Origin of the sequence: Trinickia soli, assembly GCF_002879855.1 — a bacterium.
Lineage (GTDB): Bacteria > Pseudomonadota > Gammaproteobacteria > Burkholderiales > Burkholderiaceae > Trinickia > Trinickia soli.
The window spans coordinates 222,346-242,361 of sequence record NZ_PNYB01000007.1 but is presented as its reverse complement, the minus strand read 5'-3'; the positions used below and the strand labels follow the sequence as shown (position 1 = coordinate 242,361).

Here is a 20,016-nt window from a genome sequence, read left to right as displayed (position 1 = left end):
CTCCTAGAGCAAATAGTGCGGCGACACGTCAAGCCGCAGGCAGCGAGCGGGCAGCGACCGCTTCCGGTTGATGCTTACCCACCCGGCTGGCCACTATGGCGCGCGGGGCGTCGAGCGAGGCCGTCGGACCGCTTGCCGCTGCGGCGCCGCTGGCGGCTGCCGCGCCGCTGGCAGCGGCCGGAGCCGCAGCGCCCGACAGGTGATCGCCACCCTCGGGCATTTTGCCGTTGCGGGCGTCGGCGACTTGCCGCGGCTGCAGGATATCGCCCGTGTGGTTGCCCCACGAATTGCGCTCGAACGTGATGACCGAGGCGATTTCGACGTCGTTGAGCGTCTTGCCCCAGGTCGGCATCGCGTTCTTGCCGTTCAGCACGATGCTCACGTGGTTCGCGATCGGACCGTTGACGATCTTGCTCCCGTCGAGCGCCGGGAATACACCCGCGCCCTTGCCCGTCGGCTGGTGGCAGACGGCGCAATTCGACTTGTAGACCTCGCCGCCGCGCTGCATCAGTTCGGCCATCGTGTAGGTCTTGTTCGGATCGTCGTTCTGGTTCGCCATCTTCTTCTTTTGGTCATCGACCCACTTGGCGTAGTCGTCATCCGACAACACCGTCACGACCACCGGCATGAACGCGTGCTCCTTGCCGCACAGCTCGGTGCAGAAGCCGCGGAAGGTGCCCGTCTTTTCGGCCTTGAACCACGTGTCGCGGACGAAGCCCGGAATCGCGTCCTGCTTGACGCCGAATGCGGGCACGTACCAGGAGTGGACGACGTCGTTGGCCGTGGTGATGATGCGGATTTTCTTGCCGACCGGCACGACGAGCGGGTTGTCGACTTCCTGCAGGTACGTATCGGAGATCGGCGCCTGGCCGTTCACTTCCGTGCGGGGCGTCGTGAGCGTCGAGAAGAAGTTGATGCCTTCGCCCGGACCTTTGACGTAGTCGTAGCCCCATTTCCACTGGTAGCCCGTGACCTTGATCGTCAAGTCGGCATTGCTGGTGTCCTTCATGGCCACGACCGTCTTCGTCGCCGGCAGCGCCATCAGCACGACGATGACGAACGGCACGATCGTCCAGATGATTTCGACCGTGGTGCTTTCATGGAAATTGGCGGCCTTGTGCCCCTTCGACTTGCGATGCTTGAAGATCGAATAGAACATCACGCCGAAGACGCCGACGAAAATCACCGTGCACAGGAGCAGCATCATCATGTGCAGGTGATAGAGCTCTTCAGCGATTTTCGTCACGGGCGGCTGGAAATTGATCTCGTTGACGGCAGGGCCGCCCGGACTATCGCCGACTGCCAAGGCGGCATGCGCGCTGAGCAGCCCGCACGACGCCAGCACGCCCATGAGGGCTCGCTTGATTGTTTTCATAGCTTCCTTACCCAAAATTTCCACTCAAACCCTCGCCCCGCTTGACGTCCCGCCGGTTCGCATCCATTGCACGCATCATTTGCATGCATCAACCGCACGCGCCAAGCGCCGCCCGCAACTCGCTCGCGAACGACGCGCGCCGGTACTGCGCGAGATGCACGCCGACCACGACCGCCTGCCCGCGCGACACGACCTTGACCGGATCGCGCGGCGACGCACCTTGCTCGACCCGCACCCAACGCGGATTGAATTCGAACTGCGTCAACCGCTGCCCGCTCATTTGCTCGATGACAAGCCGATTCGGAAAGAGCCGAATGTGCTCGTAATCGATCGCATGGCGCGCATGAATCACAAACGCGACGCCTACCACCAGCAATTCGATGCCGGTGAACGGTACTACCGGCCACGCGCCGCGCACGAACAGCGACAACGCGATGGCCGACGAAAACAAGGCCAAAGACGCATAGAACAAAACGAACTGCCGAGGCGAAACCGAGCAATTACGCTTCATCAGCCAATCTCGAATGGCCGGCTCCGCATCCGTCTGCAGGGTTGCCGCTTCCATCGCCGCCTCCCGCGCATGCCGCGACCCGCAACGCGCATTTCAGGGCCTGTCGCCCCGTGACGTGGGGATCTCCGGGCGACAAACTGACGCATTATAGGCGCGTTCAATGGCATCCACAAGCAAACGACTATCGGCCCAAAAGCCAAGCGTGACAAGCGTTTGCGCGCTTTCAGGCCGGCTTTTGCGCGTCCTCTCGCTCACTGATTTCGACCATAACGGATCGGGACTTTACGATCCGCGACAAAGCGTCGCAGCCCGCGATTTTTGCGACGCTGAACGCCCAACGGCTCATCGCTCTGCACGAGGGAGCCGTTTCCGCCCCGCCCGCCGCCTCAGCCGGGCCGCCGCCGCCCGATATCTTCCACCCGCACGATCGCATGCCCGTCGGCGGTCGTGCGCGGAACCGCTTTCCACGCATGGCCGTAGATCACCTCGAAGGTCAGCGGGATCGTGCCGTCGTCGCGCCGTCGCGCTTCCAGCGCCTCGCGCAGCGCCGCATGCAAGCGCCGCGCGCGCGTCGTCGCCAGTGCGCCGCTCAGACCGCCCGCGCCGGCTACGTCATCTCGCCGGTGCGGATAGGCGCCCCAGCGCCGCACATCCGCAAGAAGCGATTCGGGCGATTTGTACGTGATCGTCAAGGTTTCCTGGTCCATCACGGGGATTTCGAAGCCGCTTTCGACCAGCATATCGCCCAGGTCGTGCATATCGACGAAATCGATGACGTGCGCACCTGCGGGCAATCCATGCGCCACCTCGACTTCGGCGTAGGCGCCGCGCAGCTCGCGCAGCGTGTCGGGGCCGAGCGTGCTGAACATCAACAGACCGTTGGGCTGAAGCACGCGCTGCCACTCGGGCAGGACGAGATCGGGCCGCGAATGCCAGTGCAAAGCCAGATTCGACCAGATCAGATCGAACGCGCCGGCCGCAAACGGCAACGCCGCAAAATCGGCCTGCGCAAGGCGCGGCCCCCGTACGCCGAGCGAACGCTGCAGCGCGGCCGGCAGGAGGCGCCGCCAGCCTGCATCGCCCGTCGCCTGCGGCAACGCACGCACGAGCATCCGGGACGACACATCGACGCCGACGAGCGGCGTTTCGGGAAAGCGCTCGCGCAGCATGGGCAGGTCGTCGCCGACGCCGCACCCTGCGTCGAGCATGCTCGACGGACTGACCTTGATATATTCGAGCCGCTCGCGCATGCGTTGTGCGATCTCGCGCGGCAAAAACGCCACCTCGCCAAAGGTCGCGGCGCGGCGGTCGAAAATTTGCCGCACAAGTCGGGAATCGTAGGCCGGACGGCCAGACTTTGCGGGGTTGGGAGACATGACGGTCGAACAAGCGAAGAGCCCGAAGTATACTCGCTCGCTTCGATCCGTCCAGCGAAGGAGCCGTCCATGAAGCACGCATCGGCCTCGTCGTTGCAAGATGCCGGCTCGGGCGCGTGTAACGCCCCGCGCGCCGGCCTGCGCGAGCGCCTTCGCAGCGCGGGCGCGCGCGTGGAGCCGATCGCGCAACGCATCGCCGGCATCGCGCTGCCGCGCAAATGCCTGCTGTGCGGCTTGCGTTGCCAGTCCTCTGGCGACCAATTGCCGCAAGGCCCCTTCTGTCCAGCGTGCGACACGGCTTACTGGAACGAGCCACGGTTGCGTTGCACGTCCTGCGCACTGCCGCTGGCTGCCCTGCGTGCGCGGCGCCCGTCGTCCGCGCGATTCGTATGTCCAAGCTGCGCACGCGTGCCGCCGCCGTTCGACGCCACGCTCGCCTTGGCCGATTACCGTCCGCCGCTCGACCGTCTCGCGCTTGGGCTCAAGTTTCATTCGCGACTGGCCGTCGCGCGTGCGTTCGGCAAACGGCTCGCGCGTCTCGCCGACGATCACCCGGCCTGCGCGCCACGACCCGACGTCATCACGCCGATGCCGCTCGCGCACGCACGGCTCGTCGCGCGCGGGTTCAACCAGGCATGGGAGATCGCGCGGCCTCTCGCGTGCACGCTCGGTGTGGCGGCCGAACCGACGCTGATGCGGCGCGTCGCCGATACGGCGCAGCAATCGCGGCTCGACCGCGAGGCCCGCAGGCGCAACGTCGCGGCGGCCTTCGGCGTGTCTTTGCCCGTACGCGGGCTGCACGTGGGGCTCGTCGACGACGTCATGACGTCCGGCGCGACGCTCGAAGCTGCCGCGCGCACACTAAAGGCGGCGGGCGCCCGGCGCGTGACGTGTTTCGTCGCGCTGCGCACGCCACAAGATTGATCTTCGCTCCGTCACCATCATGTTCAACATCGTTCTCGTCGAACCCGAAATACCGCCGAACACAGGCAATGTCATCCGCCTATGCGCCAACACAGGCGCACGGCTCCATCTGGTCGAGCCGCTCGGATTTCCGCTCGACGATGCGAAGATGCGCCGCGCCGGCCTCGACTATCACGAATATGCGCAAATGCGCGTGCATAAGGACTGGGACGCCCTGCTTGCCGCGGAAGCGCCCCACCCCGCCAGGATGTTTGCGTTCACGACGCGTGGATCGGGACGCTTTCACGATTTGCAGTTCTCGCCCGGCGATTGGTTCGTCTTCGGCGCCGAAACGCGCGGGCTGCCGGCCGCCCTGCTCGATCGCTTTCCAAACGAGCAGCGCGTACGTTTGCCGATGCGCCCTGGCAACCGCAGTATGAATCTGTCCAATACGGTGGCCGTCGTCGTGTTCGAGGCGTGGCGTCAGGCGGGTTTCGAAGGCGGCGCCTGACGGCGCGCGAGTTCCTCGGCATACAGACGCAGCATCGGTTCGCCGAAACAAGCGAAAACGATGCGTGTCACTTTCGGAGCCAGCGGCAATGAATCGACAACGGTGTCGATTGCGATGCGCACCGCTTGCTCTGCCGGAAAGCGATAGATGCCGCAACTGATAGCGGGAAAAGCGATGCTCGCGCACTGCGCCGCGCCCGCGAGTTCCAGCGATCGGCGGTAGCACGATGCGAGCAGCGCGGCCTCGGCGTGAGCGCCGCCGCGCCAGACAGGGCCGACGGCATGAATGACGTATCGCGCCGGCAAGCGATAGCCGCGCGTGAGTTTCGCGTCGCCGGTCGCACACCCGCCGAGCGTTTCGCATTCGCGAAGCAGGTCAGGACCGGCCGCGCGATGAATCGCACCGTCCACCCCACCGCCGCCGAGCAACGAAGTATTGGCGGCATTGACGATCGCGTCGACCGCAAGCGTCGTGATGTCGGCCTCGCACGCCTCCAACCGGCATGCACCCAGCATCAGCACGGACATGGCACCCCTCCCGTTCAGACCGCGGGCGGCTTCGCCTGAGCCGACTCGGCCCGCGCGTCGCGGCGCAGCAGCGCATCGACGGCGGCGCGAGGCGCGACGCCGTTGAACAGCACCGAGCATACCGCCTCGGTAATCGGCATATCGACACCGTGCGCTTGTGCGATCGCCAACACGGCCCTCGCGCAGCGCACGCCTTCGGCGACATGGCCGAGCGCCGCGAGAATCGCCTCGAGCGTGCGACCCTGCGCAAGCTGCAGCCCAACCGTGCGATTGCGCGACAAATCGCCGGTCGCCGTCAGGATGAGATCGCCCAGGCCCGTCAGGCCCGTGAAGGTCTCGGGACGACCGCCGAGCGCCACGCCGAGCCGCGACATTTCGGCAAGCCCGCGCGTGATCAGCGCCGCTCGTGCGTTCATGCCGAGCGCCAGACCGTCGGCGATGCCCGTTGCGATCGCAAGCACATTCTTCACCGCGCCGCCGACTTCGACGCCGATGACGTCGTCGCCCGTATAGATGCGCATCGCGCCATGATGGAACGCGGCCAGCGTGCGCTCGCGACAGGCGGCCGACGCGCTCGCGACCGTCAGCGCGACGGGCAGCCCCGACGCGACCTCGCGCGCGAAGCTCGGCCCGGACAACGCGCCGTTGCTCGGATGGCCGGCCAGTTCGCTCGCCACGACCTGGTGCGGGAGCAACTGCGTATCCGCTTCGAATCCTTTGCAGACCCAGACGAAATGCGCCGGCACGCAATGCGCCTCGTCTCTCATCGCGCGGCACAGCGCACGCAGTCCGGCGACGGGCGTGGCGACGACGACCAGAGAAGCCTCGTCGGCCGCATGCGCGAGCGCGGTCTGCAAGCCCGCTTCGTATTCGAGCGTCGCGGGCAATGAAACGCCCGCGAGATAGTGGGTATTCTCGCGCTTGGCGGCGAGCTCGGCGACGAGCGCGGCGTCGCGCGCCCAAAGCACCGTGTCATGCCGGGCGGCCAGATGCGCCGCGAGCGCGGTGCCCCACGCTCCAGCCCCGAGTACTGCAACTTTCATGGCCGACGCCGCCACCGTTCGCTCAGTGCTGCGTGGCGTTGGCCGCCTCGCCGCCTTGCTGTTGCGAGCTCAGTTGCGCAAGACGCTGCTCGTAGAGCGCCTGGAAATTGATCTCGGCCAGATGGATCGGCGGGAAGCCGGCACGCGTGATCGCATCGGCGATGTTCGAGCGCAGATACGGGAACAGGATGGTCGGGCAGGCGATGCCGACGAGCGGGTCGATCTGCTCGGCGGGGATGTTGCGGATGTCGAAGATACCGGCTTGCTTCGCTTCGATCAGGAACGCGACTTTATCGCTGACTTTGGCGGTAACCGTACCCGTCACCAGGATCTCGAAAATGCTTTCGGCAAGACGTTCGGCCTTCACGTCAACTTCGACTTCGACCGAGGGCATGTCCTGCTCGAGGAAGATCGCCGGCGAGTTGGGTTGCTCGAGCGAGAGATCCTTGAGGTAGACGCGCTGAATGTTGAAGAACGGCTGGTTGTTCTGGTCCGACATGGTGACTCCGATGGATAAAATGTGCCGCGGCGAAAGGCAATCCAGCCGCCTGCGTACGGATGGCGCCCGAACCGCAGCTCGAGCGCGCAATTTGCAAAACCGTGAAGCGGTGCTTAAAGCTGCTGCATCAAGAGACCGGCGGTGCGACCTGCCGCCCGCTCACGCCTGGCCGAGCAGCGGCATCAGGCCGCCGGCGCGGTCGAGCGCCGAAAGGTCGTCGTACCCGCCGACGTGTGTATCGCCGATGAACACTTGCGGCACCGTGCGACGCCCCGTGCGCGTCATCATCTCCTCGCGCCGGGCCGGATCTTTGTCGATCAGGATCTTTTCGATGTGCGGAACGCCGCGCGACTTCAACAGGCGCTCGGCCATCTGGCAATACGGACACACTTGCGTGCTGTACATCACGACCGGATTCACTCTTGTACTCCTTTACTTGACGACCGGCATGCCGGCCTGCTGCCAGGCGTTCAAGCCGCCTTGCAGCACGTGGACTTCGGTATAGCCCGCCGCCTCGACGATGCGCGTCGCCTTGTTCGACTGCAGGCCCGTCTGGCACACGAGCAATACCGGCGTAGCCTTATTCTTCGCGATTTGGCCGATTTTTGCCTGGAGCTCGTCGAGCGCGAGGTGACGGGCTGCCGGCAGGTGGCCGGCCGCGTATTCGGGGGCGCCGCGCAGATCGACGACGACGGCGTTGCGGCGGTTGATGAGCTGCGTCGCTTCGGCAGCGGACAAGCCGCCGCGCCCGCGCCCGGCGATCAACGGCCACAGTAATAGCGCGCCGGAGATCAGGAGCGCGGCCAGTAGCACGAGGTTGGTGTAATCGGTAAAGAACGTCACGGTATCGTCGAAAAGAGAAGAAAATTAATCAGGCAATCTGACCATTATAAAATAACCGTCTGTCGCGATGGCGCTCCCCTCGTCGGGCGGGCTGCCGAAACGCGCTGCGCTTCCTCACTACCGACCGACAATCTCATGCACAAGCTCGTTCTCATCCGCCACGGCGAATCGACGTGGAACAAGGAAAACCGCTTCACCGGCTGGGTCGACGTCGACCTGACCGAGCAAGGAAACCGCGAGGCCAGCCAAGCCGGCCTGCTGCTGAAAGAAGCCGGCTACACGTTCGATATCGCCTACACGTCGGTGCTCAAGCGCGCGATCCGCACGCTCTGGCACGTGCAGGACCAGATGGATCTGATGTACATCCCCGTCGTCCACTCGTGGCGCCTGAACGAACGCCACTACGGCGCGCTCGCCGGGTTGAACAAGGCCGAAACGGCAGCCAGATACGGCGACGAGCAGGTGCTGATCTGGCGCCGCAGCTACGACACGCCGCCGCCGGCGCTCGAAGCAACCGATCCGCGCGCATCCTTCGACGATCCGCGCTATGCGAAGGTGCCGCGCGCCGAGCTGCCGCTGACCGAATGCCTGAAGGACACGGTGGCGCGCGTGTTGCCGGTCTGGAACGAATCGATCGCTCCGGCCCTCAAGGGCGGAAAAAAGGTGCTGATCGCGGCGCACGGCAATTCGCTGCGCGCGTTGATCAAGTATCTGGACGGCATCTCGGACAGCGATATCGTCGGCCTGAACATCCCGAACGGCATACCGCTCGTCTATGAGCTCGACGAGAATCTGAAACCGATCCAGCACTATTACCTCGGCGACCAGGAAGCGATCGCGAAGGCGCAAGCGGCCGTCGCCAAGCAGGGCAAAGCCGGCTGACCGAGGCCGCGCGAACCGATCGGGCCGGCGGCGGTCGAATAACGACCACGCCGGCAGCGCTCACCGCGCACTACCGGTCGAGCAGTTATACTTGACCGTCCTTCGCCCTTGGCGCTCACCCCTCGCTTACACGTTTCCCGATCGCACCAGACTCTATGCGCACGAAACTCAAGAACATCGGCTTGATCGCCGCTGGCCTCGCCACCGGCGTCTTCGCGACGCTGCAATTTTCCGCCGCAGCGCAACAACAAGCGACGACGCCGCTGCCGCTCGATCAGTTGCGCCTCTTCGCCGAAGTCTTCGGGCAGATCAAGCACGACTATGTGGTGCCGGTCGACGACAAGAAGCTGCTGACCGAGGCGATCAAGGGCATGGTATCGAGCCTCGATCCGCACTCGTCGTACCTCGACAAGACCGACTACCAGGAACTGCAGGAGCAGACCAAGGGTCGGTTCGCGGGCCTGGGGATCGAGATCTCGCAGGAAGACGGCCTGATCAAAGTCATCTCGCCGATCGAAGACACCCCGGCGTTCCGTGCCGGCCTGCGCCCCGGCGATCTCATCACCCGCATCAACGACAAGCCCGTGCGAGGCATGACGCTCGACCAGGCCGTCAAGCAGATGCGCGGCGAGCCGGGCACGAAAGTCACGCTCACGATCTTCCGCAAGAGCGACGATCGCACGTTCCCGGTCACCGTCACGCGCGCCATCATCCGCGTGCAGAGCGTGAAGACGAAGGTGCTTGCCCCGGGCTACGCCTATGTGCGGATCACGAGCTTCCAGGAGCGCACGGTCCCCGATCTGGCGGCCAAACTCGAGGACATCGCCCGCGAGCAGCCGAACCTGAAGGGCTTCGTGCTCGATCTGCGCAACAACGGCGGCGGCTTGCTGCAAAGCGCCGTAGGCGTCGCCGGCGCGTTCCTGCCGGCCAATTCGGTCGTTGTTTCGACGAACGGCCAGATCCCCGATTCGAAGCAGATTTATCGCGATACTTACGATAATTACCGTCTGCCGTCGTTCGATTCCGATCCCCTGAAGAATCTGCCGGCCGTCTACAAGTCGGTGCCGATGATCGTGCTGACGAACGCCTACTCCGCGTCGGCCTCGGAAATCGTTGCAGGTGCGCTGCAAGACCAGCACCGCGCGCTGATCATGGGCAAGACGACGTTCGGCAAGGGCTCGGTGCAGACGGTGCGTCCGCTGACCTCGGACACGGCGCTGCGCTTGACCACGGCCTACTACTACACGCCGAGCGGCCGGTCGATCCAAAACAAGGGCATTCGCCCTGACGTCCCGGTCGATCAATACGCCGAAGGCGACCCGGACGACGCGCTCGTCACGCGCGAGGTCGATTACTCGAATCACCTGGCGAACACGCAGGATCCGAACGAGAAGAAGGAGCAAGAGCAGCGCGACAAGGATCGCATGCAGCAGCTTCAGCAACTCGAAGAGGAAAACGCCAAGAAGACGCCCGAGCAGCGCGCCAAGGATCGCGAGCGCAAGCCGATCGAGTTCGGCTCGGCCGACGATTTCATGCTTCAGCAAGCCGTGAACAAGCTCGAAGGCAAGCCCGTGCAGTTGTCGAAATCCGTGACGGAGCGCAAGCTCGCGGAGAACAAGCCGCAGGTCTCGGCGTCGGCGCCTGTCGCCGTCAAGCCGGCCGTGCCTGCTCCGGGTGCGTCTGCTCCGGCCGCGGCGCCGAGCAAGTAATACCGCCGGCAGCTTTCGTTCCGCCCCCTTTGCGCGCTTGACGGCACGAAGGGGGCGGCGCTCGAAGCCGCGGCCTCACCGGCGCCACGCTCTCAGCCTTTTTCCCCGCGCGCCGCTATGAACGACGATCAACTCCTTCGCTATTCCCGCCACATCCTCGTCGATGAGATCGGCATCGAAGCGCAGCAGCGCTTTCTCGATGCGCATGCGATCGTGATCGGAGCCGGTGGCCTGGGCTCGCCGGCTGCCATGTATCTCGCGGCGGCCGGCGTCGGAACGTTGACGCTCGTCGACGCCGATTCGGTCGATCTGACGAACCTGCAGCGGCAGATTCTGCACGTGACGGCTTCCGTGGGCCGCAAGAAGGTGGACTCGGGACGCGACGCGATTGCGCGGCTCAATCCCGACGTGCGCGTGCAGGCCGTCGATGCGCGCGTCGACGATGCCTGGCTCGATGCGAACGTCCCCGCCGCCACCGTCGTGCTCGACTGCACCGACAACTTCGCGACGCGCCATGCGATCAATCGCGCCTGCGTCAAGCATGGGATACCGCTCGTATCGGGGGCCGCGCTTCGCTTTGACGGCCAGATCAGCACGTTCGACTTCCGCGATGCGAGCTCACCCTGCTACGCCTGCGTATTCCCCGAGGATCAACCGTTCGAGGAAGTGGCCTGCTCGATGATGGGCGTCTTCGCGCCGACGGTCGGCATCATCGGCACGATGCAGGCGGCCGAGGCGCTGCGCGTGATCGGCGGCATCGGCCAGCCCCTGACGGGCAGGCTCATGATGCTCGATTCGCTACGGATGGAATGGACGACGATGAAAATCGCCCGTCAGAGCGATTGCCCCGTCTGTGGCAGCGGCGGCTCAGGCTTGAGCGAGACACCTTAGCGCCGCCTGCACTTCTTCCGGCTCGAACGCCGCCAGCACATCGGCAGCCGGCTTCTCGAGCGCCGGCAGGTTCGCCCGCAAGATTTCCTGCTTCACCACGAGCAATTGGCTCGGATGCATTGAAAACTCGGTCAGCCCCATGCCGAGCAACAACCGCGTGAGTTGCGGGTCGCCGGCCATTTCGCCGCAAACCGACGCGGGCACGCCCGCACGCTTGGCTTCCCGTAGCGTGAAAGCGATCAAATGCAGCACGGCCGGGTGCAGCGGATCGTACAAATGCGCCACTGCGTTGTCCGCGCGGTCGATCGCGAGCGTGTACTGGATCAGATCGTTCGTGCCGATCGACAAGAAATCGACGCGCTTCAGGAATAGCGGCAACGCGATCGCGGCAGCCGGAATCTCGATCATCGCGCCGACGCGCACGCCCGGATCGTACGCCATGCCCGCGTCGTCGAGCTGACGCTTGGCCTCGCGGATCAGATCGAGCGTCTGATCGATCTCCTGCGCATGCGCGAGCATCGGCACGAGAATACGCACCTGCCCGAATGCCGAGGCACGCAGAATCGCACGCAACTGCGTGAGGAACATCTGCGGCTCGGACAGGCTCCAGCGGATCGCCCGCAAACCGAGCGCCGGATTCGGCGCACTTTCATAGCCTTCGACGCCGATCGAATCGAGCGGTTTGTCCGCGCCGACATCGATCGTGCGAATCGTCACGGGCAAGCCGCCCATCAATTCAACCGCACGTTTGTATGCTTCGAACTGCTCCTCTTCCTCTGGCAGCCGGTCCTTGTGATTCATGAACAAGAACTCGGTGCGGAACAATCCCACGCCGACAGCGCCTGCCTCGACGGCCGTGCGCGCATCGTCGGGCAGTTCGATGTTCGCCAGCAGCGAGATCTTCGTGCCGCACAGCGTTTGCGTCGGCGTGAACTTCAGGCGCTGCAGCTTCTTTTGCTCGAGCAGCTTTTCGCTTTGGCGATACGAATACTCTTCCAGGACGATCGGCGCCGGATCGACGATGACGATGCCGCGATCGCCGTCGACGATGATGAGATCGTCCTGGCGAATCAGCGCGCTGGCGTGCTGCACGCCCACTGCCGCGGGAATGCCGAGGCTGCGCGCAACGATCGCCGTATGCGAAGTGCGCCCGCCCAGGTCGGTCACGAAACCTTGGAACGTTTGCGTCTTGAACTGAAGCATGTCGGCCGGCGAGATGTCGTGCGCGACGACGATCATGTCGTCGGCCGAACGCCCATTGGCGCCATCAATGAGCGCCGCCGCCGAGGGCGCGCCCGCCAGCGCCTTCAGGATCCGCTCGACCACTTGTTGCACATCGGCTTTGCGCTCGCGCAGGTACTCGTCCTCGATGTCGTCGAAGTGACGCGCGAGCCGCTCCAGCTGTTCGGTCAGCGCCCATTCGACGTTGTATCGCCGCGTGCGGATGAGATCCATCGTCTCCTGGATCAGCATCGCGTCCTTCAGAATCATCGAATGGACGTTGATGAACGCGCCGACTTCGCTGGGCGCGTCGGCCGAGAGATCCTCGCTCAAGCGATCGAGCTCGTTCTGGACGGCGATCAGCGCAACGCGAAACCGCTCGATCTCGCCTTCGATCTGCGGCGGGTCTACGAGGTAATGGTCGACGTCGAGCGCTGCAGGCGCGATGAGATAGGCTCGTCCGATCGCGATGCCGCGTGACACCGGAATACCATGCAGCGAAAACGACACGGGCACCTCCTCGAGTTATGTGATGCCGCGGGCAATACCGCCGCAATGCGCATTTGACGCCAATTGGACATTATAAATTCCACTACCCTCTGCTGACTGCGTGCGGTGCAGCAAAGCGCGCACGCATACGCGGTTTCTTCGCAATTGAAATGCGTGCGTCACGCTCGCGTTATAGGCAGCCTGGGCGGGACATTCGTCATGTACAACGGCGCGCGTCGAATAAAAACGCCGCGGCAAACCGCGGCGCGCAATCGAATCGGGAGATACGCCGCAACCGGCGCATCAGCCATCGGCCGCTTATTGACCCTCGCCGAACTTATCGGCGATCAGCTTGAGCAGTGCGTCCATCGCATCTTGTTCGTCGGGACCCTCGGTCTCGATTGTGACGGTGCTGCCAATCCCGGCTGCCAACATCATGACGCCCATGATGCTTTTGGCATTGATACGACGCCCGTTCCGGGTCATCCATATTTCCGATTGATAATTCGCGGCGAGCTGCGTCAGCTTGGCCGACGCACGTGCATGCAAACCCAACTTGTTGACGATTGTCGTTTCTTTTTGAAGCATGTGCTCGTCCTGAGAGGCGAAGAAAGAAAAATCCGTATCAGTTGACCGTGCCGCTCGCATTCGACGAATTCGGCGCATTGGCCGACGCACTCGCCGCATCGCTTGCACTGGAGCCGGTCGGGGCAGTGGCGCTGCCAGCCGGCGGCACGATCGGCACCCCCGGCGACACGCATTCGGGCTCGTCGGCACTTTTTCCAACCGGAGGTGCCGGTGCAACCAGCGGCCCGATCGCGTGGATGCCCTTGGTGGCGCCCGCGAGCGCCTTTTCGACCAGCGTGTCGAGTTCGCAGGCGCGATAGCACACGCCTCGCACGAGCATCGGCAAATTGACGCCGGCCAATACGCGCACGCCCGGCAGTGCAGAAAGCCGGCTCGCGATATTGGCGGGTGTCGCGCCAAACATGTCGGTCAACACGAGCGCGCCGTTTTCCTCGCGCAGGCGTTCGATTTCGCTGTGAGCGAGCGCGACGATTTCGGACGGATCGCTGTCGGGCAGTACATCGATCGCGCCGATCCGTGCAGGCAATCCGCCGTAAATATGCGCGACGCAGTCTCGCAACGCCGAAGCGAGCGGCGCGTGCGCGATGATCAGGATGCCGGCCATGTCAATAAGCGCCGCGCAAGCCCGCCGGAACCGCCCGCTTGCTCGGAGCAGCAAGCGGGACGAACTTCGGAGGTCGATTCGTATCACTGCGCGCCGGGCCGCCCAGAGCGGACGGCGTCCCCCTTTCGGGGCGACAAGCGGAGCGGGTTTGGGGGTCTTTCATATCATCTGCACCGAAAAGCGCCGCGAGGGCCGGGCACGGGGCCGGGGCGGCTGCCGACACGGCGGCGTGGCCCGCATCGCGCGCACCCTCGCACCCTGCAGGCGATCCGTATCAGGAGACGGCCATTGTAGCAGGCCGGTTTTCCCCCGATTGCCCCGCCTTGCGACGCGCTGATCGATCAGGCGACCGCCTGCTCGAGGGCGTCGACGAACATTCCCGCCACGTCGAAGCCCGTCTGCTCCATGATTTCGCGAAAGCAAGTGGGGCTCGTCACGTTGACTTCGGTCAGCCAGTCGCCGATCACATCCAGGCCGACCAGCAGCAGGCCACGCGCTGCGAGCACCGGCGCAAGCGTATCGGCGATTTCGCGGTCGCGCGCACTGAGCGGCTGCGCGACGCCAAGCCCACCCGCCGCCAGATTGCCCCGCACTTCGCCGCCTTGCGGAATCCGGGCAAGCGAATACGGCACGCTCTTGCCGCCGATCAGCAAGATGCGCTTGTCGCCGGCAGCGATTTCGGGGATGAACTTTTGCGCCATCACCGAGCGCGCCCCATCGTGGCTCAGCACTTCGATGATCGAGCCGAGATTCATGCCATCGCGCGTGACGCGGAACACGCCCATTCCACCCATGCCGTCGAGCGGCTTGAGGATCACGTCGCCGTGCTCGGCGTGGAACGCACGCAGCCGGGCCGCATCGCGCGTGACCAGCGTCGGCGCAACGAACTGCGCGAATTCGCCGATCGCGAGCTTCTCCGAATGGTCGCGGATCGTCTGCGGCTTGTTGAACACGCGCGCACCCTCGCGCTCCGCCAGTTCCAGGAGCCAGGTCGACGTCACGTACTCCATGTCGAACGGCGGATCCTTGCGCATGATGATCGCGCCGAACGATGTCATCTTCCGATGTTCGTGTGGACCGCTCTCGTGCCACGGATGACGCCGCAAGTCAGCCGTGTCGCCGACGATGTCGACGCGGCGCACCGTCGCTTCGACGCGGGCCGACACCCACGCCAGGTGCTTCGGCTCGCACGTGTAGATGACGTGCCCGCGGCGCGCGGCTTCCGCCATCATCGCGTAAGTCGAATCCTTGTAGATCTTGAAGTGCGCAAGCGGATCGGCGATGAAAAGAATATCCATGAAACCCCTGCGGCCCGCGTGCGGGCTCCTGTGTGCGTTGAATGCGTGACGTCGCGCGTCCGGCTGCCCGAACGCGCAGCTTCGCGAAGCGAATCAGACCTGAATCGCTTCGGGGTCCGTCTTCTCGAGTTCGACCGACGCGGCCAGCAGCGCCAGCCGCGCGACGACGCCGTACATATAAAAGCGGTTCGGCGGCGCCGCGCCGGGCTTGGCATGCGCATCCGGCAAAGCCGTGTGCTCGAAGCCGAGCGGCACGAAATGCATGCCGGGCGCGTTCAGGTTCTGATCGCGCTCGCGGCTGCCGTGGACGCGATAGAAGCCGCCCACCACGTAACGATCGATCATGTAGACGACGGGTTCGGCCACTTCTTCGCCGATCCGCTCGAACGTATAGACGCCCTCTTGCACGATGACATCATGCACTTGCAGCCCATCCTTGGTGGCCGACATGCGCGAGCGCTCGCCCTTCGTCAGATTCGCCACTTCGGATGCATCGTGCACGGTCATGACGCCACGGCCGTCGGTGCCCGCATCGGACTTGATGACGACATACGGTTTCTCGCCGATACCGTACTCGCGATATTTGCGTGCGATTTTCTTGATGACGGCATCGATCGCTTCGGCCAGCGCCTCTTCGCCGGTGCGCGCCTCGAAGTCGACGTCTTCGACGTGCGCGAAGTACGGATTGACCATCCACGGATCGATCTCGACGAGCTTGGCGAACTTCTTGGCGACATCGTCATAGCACGAAAAGTGCGTCGACTTGCGCCGCACGGCCCAGCCCGCATGGAGCGGCGGCAACACGTACTGCTCGTGCAGATTTTCGAGCACGGGCGGCAAACCCCCTGACAAATCCGTATTGAGCAGAATCGAGCAGGGATCGAAGTTCTTCAGGCCAAGCCGTCGCGGCGTGCGCTCGAGCGGTTCGAGGACGATCTTTTGCCCGTCCGCCAGCGCAATCGTGACGGGGCCGACGATGTTTTCATCGAGCGTGCCGAAGCGAACGTTCAAACCGGCCTGACGCATGATCATGGCCAGACGCGCGACGTTCTCCAGATAGAAGGCGTTGCGGGTATGCCGCTCGGGAATCACGAGGAGGTTCTTCGCATCCGGGCAGATCTTCTCGATCGACGCCATCGCCGCCTGAACGGCCAGCGGCAAGACTTCGTTCGGCAGATTGTTGAAGCCGCCGGGAAACAGGTTCGTGTCGACCGGCGCGAGCTTGAAGCCCGCATTGCGCAAGTCGACCGAACAATAGAAAGGCGGCGTGTGCTCCTGCCATTCGAGCCGGAACCACCGCTCGATCGCCGGCGTGGCATCGAGAATCTTCCGCTCCAAATCGAGCAGAGGACCGTTTAACGCCGTAACTAGGTGCGGAACCATTGAATACTCGATCGACAGGGGAGAAAAAGATTGTAGAGCAATTGCCCGCGTTCCGGCCTTGCACTCTCGGTCGCGGCGCAATTGAACGCCACTCAGCGCCGGTCATCGCCGGGCCGGGCTATCGAGTTGGGGATGGTTTCGCCGATCGCAAGAGCATCCGCTTGCGGCGATTTCTATTGACCCGATAGAGCGTAGGGTCGGAGACGGCAGCCGGCTTGAACGGCCTACCTGGAAAAAACCCCGCCGAGAGGCGGGGAAAGTCGCTGTGCTACGTTTTTTGTCCGACGGGCGGCCGCGGGCGTCGACCGCAACGGCGCGCCCGCAGTCCGGCGATTATTCGACGTGCTCGCCGTGCAGCACGACGTCGAGCCCTTCGCGCTCTTCTTCTTCGGCCACGCGCAGGCCGATCACGAGATCGATGACCTTGAGCAGGACGTAGCTGATCACGCCGCTGTAGATGACCGTCGTGAGCACGCCCTTGGCCTGCAGAATCAGGCTGCCGTCGGCCCCGCCGATGTCCTTCACGGCGAAGACGCCCGTCAACAGCGCGCCGATGATGCCGCCCACGCCATGCACGCCGAAGCAATCGAGCGAATCGTCATAGCCGAGCTTCATCTTGAGCCACGTGGCCGACCAGAAGCAGACAGCACCAGCGATGAAGCCGATCGCGAGCGAGCCGCCCACGCCGACAAAGCCCGAAGCCGGCGTGATCGCCACGAGTCCGGCGACGGCGCCCGATGCGATGCCGAGTGCCGACGGCTTACCCTTGGCGATCCATTCGACAAACATCCAGCCGAGCGCCGCGCAGGCCGTGGCCACTTGCGTCGTCAGCATGGCGAAACCCGCGCGGCCATCGGCCGCGACGGCCGAACCTGCGTTGAAGCCGAACCAGCCCACCCACAACATCGCCGCGCCCATCAGCGTCAGCACGAGGTTGTGCGGAGCCATCGCCTCGCGACCGTAGCCGACGCGCTTGCCGAGCACCAGTGCGCACACCAGACCGGCGATACCGGCGTTGATATGAACGACCGTGCCGCCCGCGAAATCGAGAATGCCGGCGGAGAAGAGCCAGCCCGTCGGTTCCCAGACCATGTGGGCGATCGGCGAGTAGACGATCAGCGACCACAACGACATGAACACGAGCATCGCCGAGAATTTCATGCGATCCGCGAAGGCGCCCGTGATCAGCGCGGGCGTGATGATCGCGAACGTCATCTGATAGACGAAGTAGACCGTCTCGGGGATCGTCGGTGCAAGGTGGCTCACCGTCAGGGTCGTGGCCTTGTCGCCCTTGATATAGCTCATTCCGGCAAGCAGCACCCGCGAGAAGCCGCCGATGAACGCATTGCCCGGCGTGAAGGCGAGGCTATAGCCGATCACGGTCCAAAGCACCGTGACGACGCAGGTGATCGCGAAGCTTTGCATCACCGTGGCCAGCACGTTCTTCTTGCGGACCATGCCGCCATAGAACAGCGCGAGGCCAGGAATCGTCATGAACAGCACGAGCGCGGTCGAGGTCAGCATCCAGGCCGTGTCGCCGGAATTGATCTTCGACGAATCGACCGAGAACGGGGCGGTCGGTGCGGCCGGCGCGGCGGCAGCGGCGGCTGCCGATGCGTCCGGCGCGGCGGCGGCCGAAGCTGCGCTCGCTTGAGCCGCGGCGGCGGGTGTGGAGGCGGCCGTAGCGGCCGCCGGGGCTGACGAAGCGTCGTCGGCGAATGCGGCTCCGACGCCGCCCGCAAGCAGCGAGGCAGCCATCGCCAATGACATCAGTAGTTTGCGCATCTTCGGTTTCCTCTATGTCGCTATGTCTTCGAATCTTCGAATATCGAATGTCTGATCACAGGGCGTCGGCGCCCGTTTCCCCGGTGCGAATGCGAATCACCTGCTCGATCGGCGTGACGAAGATCTTGCCGTCGCCGATCTTGCCCGTGCGCGCGGCGCGTTCGATGGCTTCGATGGCCTGCTCGACGATGTCGTCGGAGACAGCCGCCTCGATCTTCACCTTCGGCAGAAAGTCGACGACGTACTCGGCGCCGCGATACAGCTCGGTGTGTCCTTTCTGGCGCCCGAAGCCTTTCACTTCGGTGACCGTGATGCCGGACACGCCGATCGCCGACAACGCCTCGCGCGCTTCATCGAGCTTGAACGGCTTGATGATTGCGGTAATGAGTTTCATGAAAGTCCTCTTTTCGTTGCGAAAACTGTGTTGCTGCGCCTTGGTCGATCGCTCGATCCGCCCCGGGCGCGAGCCCCCGATTCGTGCGGCCACAAAAAGCAACTGCCGTGCCATGTGCCGTGCAGGCAATGCCGGGGCGCCTTGCATAAGGGCTGGAAAGAAGGCGCCAACGTGTTCTGACGGGCCGCTACGCTGGCGCGGCCTTCCGTTCGTTGCTAGAGTGTCCGCACGCGCGGGATCCGGGTACGCACCAATGGCGCGCCACGTCGCACAAGCGCGCGCCCGTCACGCACCAACATCGCTCGTTCGTGCGCCACCAGCGCAAATCGGCAGAAAAGGCTGCACATCTTTTGTGCAAAGAAGGGGAACCACCATGAAGCAACCGACTGATTTTTTTCAGGATTTCCAGAATCGCATGAGCGATCTGCTCAAGCACTCGCCGGCCAAAGACGTTGAGCGCAACGTCAAAGCCATGCTCTCGCAAGGCTTCTCGAAGCTTGATCTCGTGACGCGCGAGGAATTCGATACCCAAACCCAGGTGCTGCTCAGAACGCGCACACGGCTCGAAGAGTTGGAGCGTCGTGTGGCCGAGTTGGAGCAGCGTTTGGCTGCCGTGCAGGAGCCCTGAGCCACGAACCGCTTTCGGGGCGCTTCTGGCGACGCACTCCGGGTTGAATGGCCGGCCGCAAGCGTTGCCGCGCGCCGAAGCGGCCAATGCGCATATCGCCGCTGCCCGGTTATGGTGCGGACCGCTTTGCCAAGAGCCCCATTCGCTTCAAGCCGCGCAAACGCTCGATAGCAGATTGCCCTTGCTCGTTAGATCAGCTGGGGCACCGGGCCAGCTGTTCGTCCCCGGGCGCGTCGATTCGTCCGCTTAGAAGGCCGCTTTCGAGCGGCCTTTCGCTTTTTTGCGCTGGAAGGTGATGACCAATCTCGTTTTCCAGATGCGGTACAGCGTCATTCGCGGGTGAATCCCCGGCCGTTGTACTGGTCGAGCAGGAGCGACCGTTTCGGGCCGGCAATGATGCGGGGCAGGACGAAACGAAATGTGCGCCGATTCGAATGGCGATTCGGACGGCGCCCCGACCGACGACTCGACCGGCGATTCGAAAACGGCTATCGGCATCGGCCAGACGGCCAACCATGGAGCCGATGGCTGGCTAGCTGCATCTGCCATTGCTACA

Annotated in this window: 21 protein-coding genes; 6 read left to right on the top strand and 15 right to left on the bottom strand. The window is 64.2% G+C overall.

The window, feature by feature from the left end; translation table 11 throughout:
- Positions 1–28: 28 nt before the first annotated feature.
- From coxB to C0Z19_RS10825, 3 genes are all read right to left on the bottom strand, one after another.
- Positions 29–1,399, bottom strand: coding sequence for a cytochrome c oxidase subunit II (gene coxB, locus C0Z19_RS10835; RefSeq protein WP_233196086.1), 1,371 nt, complete (start codon positions 1,397–1,399; stop codon positions 29–31).
- A gap of 64 nt (positions 1,400–1,463) precedes the next feature.
- A complete protein-coding gene (locus C0Z19_RS10830; RefSeq protein WP_102609809.1) occupies positions 1,464–1,940 on the bottom strand; it encodes a DUF2244 domain-containing protein in 477 nt (158 codons plus the stop codon).
- Between the two features lie 332 nt (positions 1,941–2,272).
- Positions 2,273–3,262, bottom strand: coding sequence for a methyltransferase domain-containing protein (locus C0Z19_RS10825; RefSeq protein WP_102609808.1), 990 nt, complete (start codon positions 3,260–3,262; stop codon positions 2,273–2,275).
- Between the two features lie 69 nt (positions 3,263–3,331).
- Here C0Z19_RS10825 and C0Z19_RS10820 point away from each other — a divergent pair, with 69 nt between their 5' ends.
- The gene (locus C0Z19_RS10820; protein WP_146012040.1) at positions 3,332–4,186 is read left to right on the top strand and encodes a ComF family protein; all 855 of its coding nucleotides are present in this window, start codon (positions 3,332–3,334) and stop codon (positions 4,184–4,186) included.
- 19 nt (positions 4,187–4,205) lie between these two features.
- Positions 4,206–4,676 (top strand): tRNA (uridine(34)/cytosine(34)/5-carboxymethylaminomethyluridine(34)-2'-O)-methyltransferase TrmL, encoded by a 471-nt coding sequence (trmL, locus tag C0Z19_RS10815; protein WP_102609807.1) that lies wholly within the window; start codon positions 4,206–4,208, stop codon positions 4,674–4,676.
- Here trmL and C0Z19_RS10810 read toward each other — a convergent pair.
- The 5 genes from C0Z19_RS10810 to C0Z19_RS10790 all read right to left on the bottom strand — a co-directional run bounded on the left by C0Z19_RS10810 (position 4,649) and on the right by C0Z19_RS10790 (position 7,588).
- Entirely contained in the window at positions 4,649–5,203 is a 555-nt protein-coding gene (locus C0Z19_RS10810; RefSeq protein WP_233196085.1) for an O-acetyl-ADP-ribose deacetylase, read from the bottom strand. The two genes, trmL and C0Z19_RS10810, sit on opposite strands and share 28 nt — an antisense overlap.
- Positions 5,204–5,217: 14 nt before the next feature.
- Entirely contained in the window at positions 5,218–6,246 is a 1,029-nt protein-coding gene (locus C0Z19_RS10805; RefSeq protein ID WP_102609805.1) for an NAD(P)H-dependent glycerol-3-phosphate dehydrogenase, read from the bottom strand.
- Between the two features lie 22 nt (positions 6,247–6,268).
- Positions 6,269–6,745, bottom strand: coding sequence for a protein-export chaperone SecB (gene secB / locus C0Z19_RS10800; RefSeq protein ID WP_102609804.1), 477 nt, complete (start codon positions 6,743–6,745; stop codon positions 6,269–6,271).
- A gap of 159 nt (positions 6,746–6,904) precedes the next feature.
- Positions 6,905–7,165 (bottom strand): glutaredoxin 3, encoded by a 261-nt coding sequence (gene grxC, locus C0Z19_RS10795; protein ID WP_102609803.1) that lies wholly within the window; start codon positions 7,163–7,165, stop codon positions 6,905–6,907.
- 12 nt (positions 7,166–7,177) lie between these two features.
- Positions 7,178–7,588 (bottom strand): rhodanese-like domain-containing protein, encoded by a 411-nt coding sequence (locus C0Z19_RS10790; protein WP_102609802.1) that lies wholly within the window; start codon positions 7,586–7,588, stop codon positions 7,178–7,180.
- A 135-nt stretch (positions 7,589–7,723) separates the two neighbouring features.
- Here C0Z19_RS10790 and gpmA point away from each other — a divergent pair, with 135 nt between their 5' ends.
- From gpmA to C0Z19_RS10775, 3 genes are all read left to right on the top strand, one after another.
- Positions 7,724–8,470: a 2,3-diphosphoglycerate-dependent phosphoglycerate mutase gene (gene gpmA, locus C0Z19_RS10785; RefSeq protein WP_102609801.1), complete on the top strand. Its 747-nt coding sequence runs from the start codon at positions 7,724–7,726 to the stop codon at positions 8,468–8,470.
- A gap of 155 nt (positions 8,471–8,625) precedes the next feature.
- Positions 8,626–10,179 carry a S41 family peptidase gene (locus tag C0Z19_RS10780; RefSeq protein WP_102609800.1) on the top strand — a complete coding sequence of 518 codons (1,554 nt, stop codon included), beginning with the start codon at positions 8,626–8,628 and terminating at the stop codon, positions 10,177–10,179.
- Positions 10,180–10,296: 117 nt separating this feature from the next.
- Positions 10,297–11,070 (top strand): HesA/MoeB/ThiF family protein, encoded by a 774-nt coding sequence (locus C0Z19_RS10775; protein ID WP_102609799.1) that lies wholly within the window; start codon positions 10,297–10,299, stop codon positions 11,068–11,070.
- Here the strand turns inward: C0Z19_RS10775 and ptsP are convergent.
- From ptsP to C0Z19_RS10740, 7 genes are all read right to left on the bottom strand, one after another.
- Positions 11,047–12,801, bottom strand: a complete 1,755-nt coding sequence (gene ptsP, locus C0Z19_RS10770; RefSeq protein WP_102609856.1) for a phosphoenolpyruvate--protein phosphotransferase — start codon at positions 12,799–12,801, stop codon at positions 11,047–11,049. The two genes, C0Z19_RS10775 and ptsP, sit on opposite strands and share 24 nt — an antisense overlap.
- Before the next feature lie 297 nt (positions 12,802–13,098).
- Complete coding sequence (locus C0Z19_RS10765) at positions 13,099–13,368, bottom strand: HPr family phosphocarrier protein (protein WP_102609798.1); 270 nt, start codon at positions 13,366–13,368, stop codon at positions 13,099–13,101.
- Positions 13,369–13,405: 37 nt separating this feature from the next.
- A complete protein-coding gene (locus tag C0Z19_RS10760; RefSeq protein ID WP_102609797.1) occupies positions 13,406–13,972 on the bottom strand; it encodes a PTS sugar transporter subunit IIA in 567 nt (188 codons plus the stop codon).
- A 341-nt stretch (positions 13,973–14,313) separates the two neighbouring features.
- Positions 14,314–15,270: a glutathione synthase gene (gene gshB, locus C0Z19_RS10755; RefSeq protein ID WP_102609796.1), complete on the bottom strand. Its 957-nt coding sequence runs from the start codon at positions 15,268–15,270 to the stop codon at positions 14,314–14,316.
- Between the two features lie 93 nt (positions 15,271–15,363).
- A complete protein-coding gene (gene gshA / locus C0Z19_RS10750; RefSeq protein WP_102609795.1) occupies positions 15,364–16,653 on the bottom strand; it encodes a glutamate--cysteine ligase in 1,290 nt (429 codons plus the stop codon).
- 333 nt (positions 16,654–16,986) lie between these two features.
- Positions 16,987–18,438, bottom strand: a complete 1,452-nt coding sequence (locus C0Z19_RS10745; protein ID WP_102609794.1) for an ammonium transporter — start codon at positions 18,436–18,438, stop codon at positions 16,987–16,989.
- Between the two features lie 55 nt (positions 18,439–18,493).
- A complete protein-coding gene (locus C0Z19_RS10740; protein ID WP_027795982.1) occupies positions 18,494–18,832 on the bottom strand; it encodes a P-II family nitrogen regulator in 339 nt (112 codons plus the stop codon).
- Positions 18,833–19,205: 373 nt separating this feature from the next.
- Here C0Z19_RS10740 and C0Z19_RS10735 point away from each other — a divergent pair, with 373 nt between their 5' ends.
- On the top strand, positions 19,206–19,460 hold the full coding sequence (locus C0Z19_RS10735) for an accessory factor UbiK family protein (RefSeq protein WP_102609793.1): 255 nt from the start codon (positions 19,206–19,208) through the stop codon (positions 19,458–19,460).
- Positions 19,461–20,016: the final 556 nt, after the last annotated feature.

Coding starts and splice junctions, on each gene's coding strand:
- C0Z19_RS10830 (WP_102609809.1), bottom strand. CDS start 1,940: ATGGAAGCGGCAACCCTGCAGACGGATGCGGAGCCGGCCATTCGAGAT.
- C0Z19_RS10825 (WP_102609808.1), bottom strand. CDS start 3,262: ATGTCTCCCAACCCCGCAAAGTCTGGCCGTCCGGCCTACGATTCCCGA.
- C0Z19_RS10820 (WP_146012040.1), top strand. CDS start 3,332: ATGAAGCACGCATCGGCCTCGTCGTTGCAAGATGCCGGCTCGGGCGCG.
- trmL (WP_102609807.1), top strand. CDS start 4,206: ATGTTCAACATCGTTCTCGTCGAACCCGAAATACCGCCGAACACAGGC.
- C0Z19_RS10810 (WP_233196085.1), bottom strand. CDS start 5,203: ATGTCCGTGCTGATGCTGGGTGCATGCCGGTTGGAGGCGTGCGAGGCC.
- C0Z19_RS10805 (WP_102609805.1), bottom strand. CDS start 6,246: ATGAAAGTTGCAGTACTCGGGGCTGGAGCGTGGGGCACCGCGCTCGCG.
- secB (WP_102609804.1), bottom strand. CDS start 6,745: ATGTCGGACCAGAACAACCAGCCGTTCTTCAACATTCAGCGCGTCTAC.
- gpmA (WP_102609801.1), top strand. CDS start 7,724: ATGCACAAGCTCGTTCTCATCCGCCACGGCGAATCGACGTGGAACAAG.
- C0Z19_RS10780 (WP_102609800.1), top strand. CDS start 8,626: ATGCGCACGAAACTCAAGAACATCGGCTTGATCGCCGCTGGCCTCGCC.
- C0Z19_RS10775 (WP_102609799.1), top strand. CDS start 10,297: ATGAACGACGATCAACTCCTTCGCTATTCCCGCCACATCCTCGTCGAT.
- C0Z19_RS10765 (WP_102609798.1), bottom strand. CDS start 13,368: ATGCTTCAAAAAGAAACGACAATCGTCAACAAGTTGGGTTTGCATGCA.
- C0Z19_RS10760 (WP_102609797.1), bottom strand. CDS start 13,972: ATGGCCGGCATCCTGATCATCGCGCACGCGCCGCTCGCTTCGGCGTTG.
- gshB (WP_102609796.1), bottom strand. CDS start 15,270: ATGGATATTCTTTTCATCGCCGATCCGCTTGCGCACTTCAAGATCTAC.
- gshA (WP_102609795.1), bottom strand. CDS start 16,653: ATGGTTCCGCACCTAGTTACGGCGTTAAACGGTCCTCTGCTCGATTTG.
- C0Z19_RS10745 (WP_102609794.1), bottom strand. CDS start 18,438: ATGCGCAAACTACTGATGTCATTGGCGATGGCTGCCTCGCTGCTTGCG.
- C0Z19_RS10740 (WP_027795982.1), bottom strand. CDS start 18,832: ATGAAACTCATTACCGCAATCATCAAGCCGTTCAAGCTCGATGAAGCG.
- C0Z19_RS10735 (WP_102609793.1), top strand. CDS start 19,206: ATGAAGCAACCGACTGATTTTTTTCAGGATTTCCAGAATCGCATGAGC.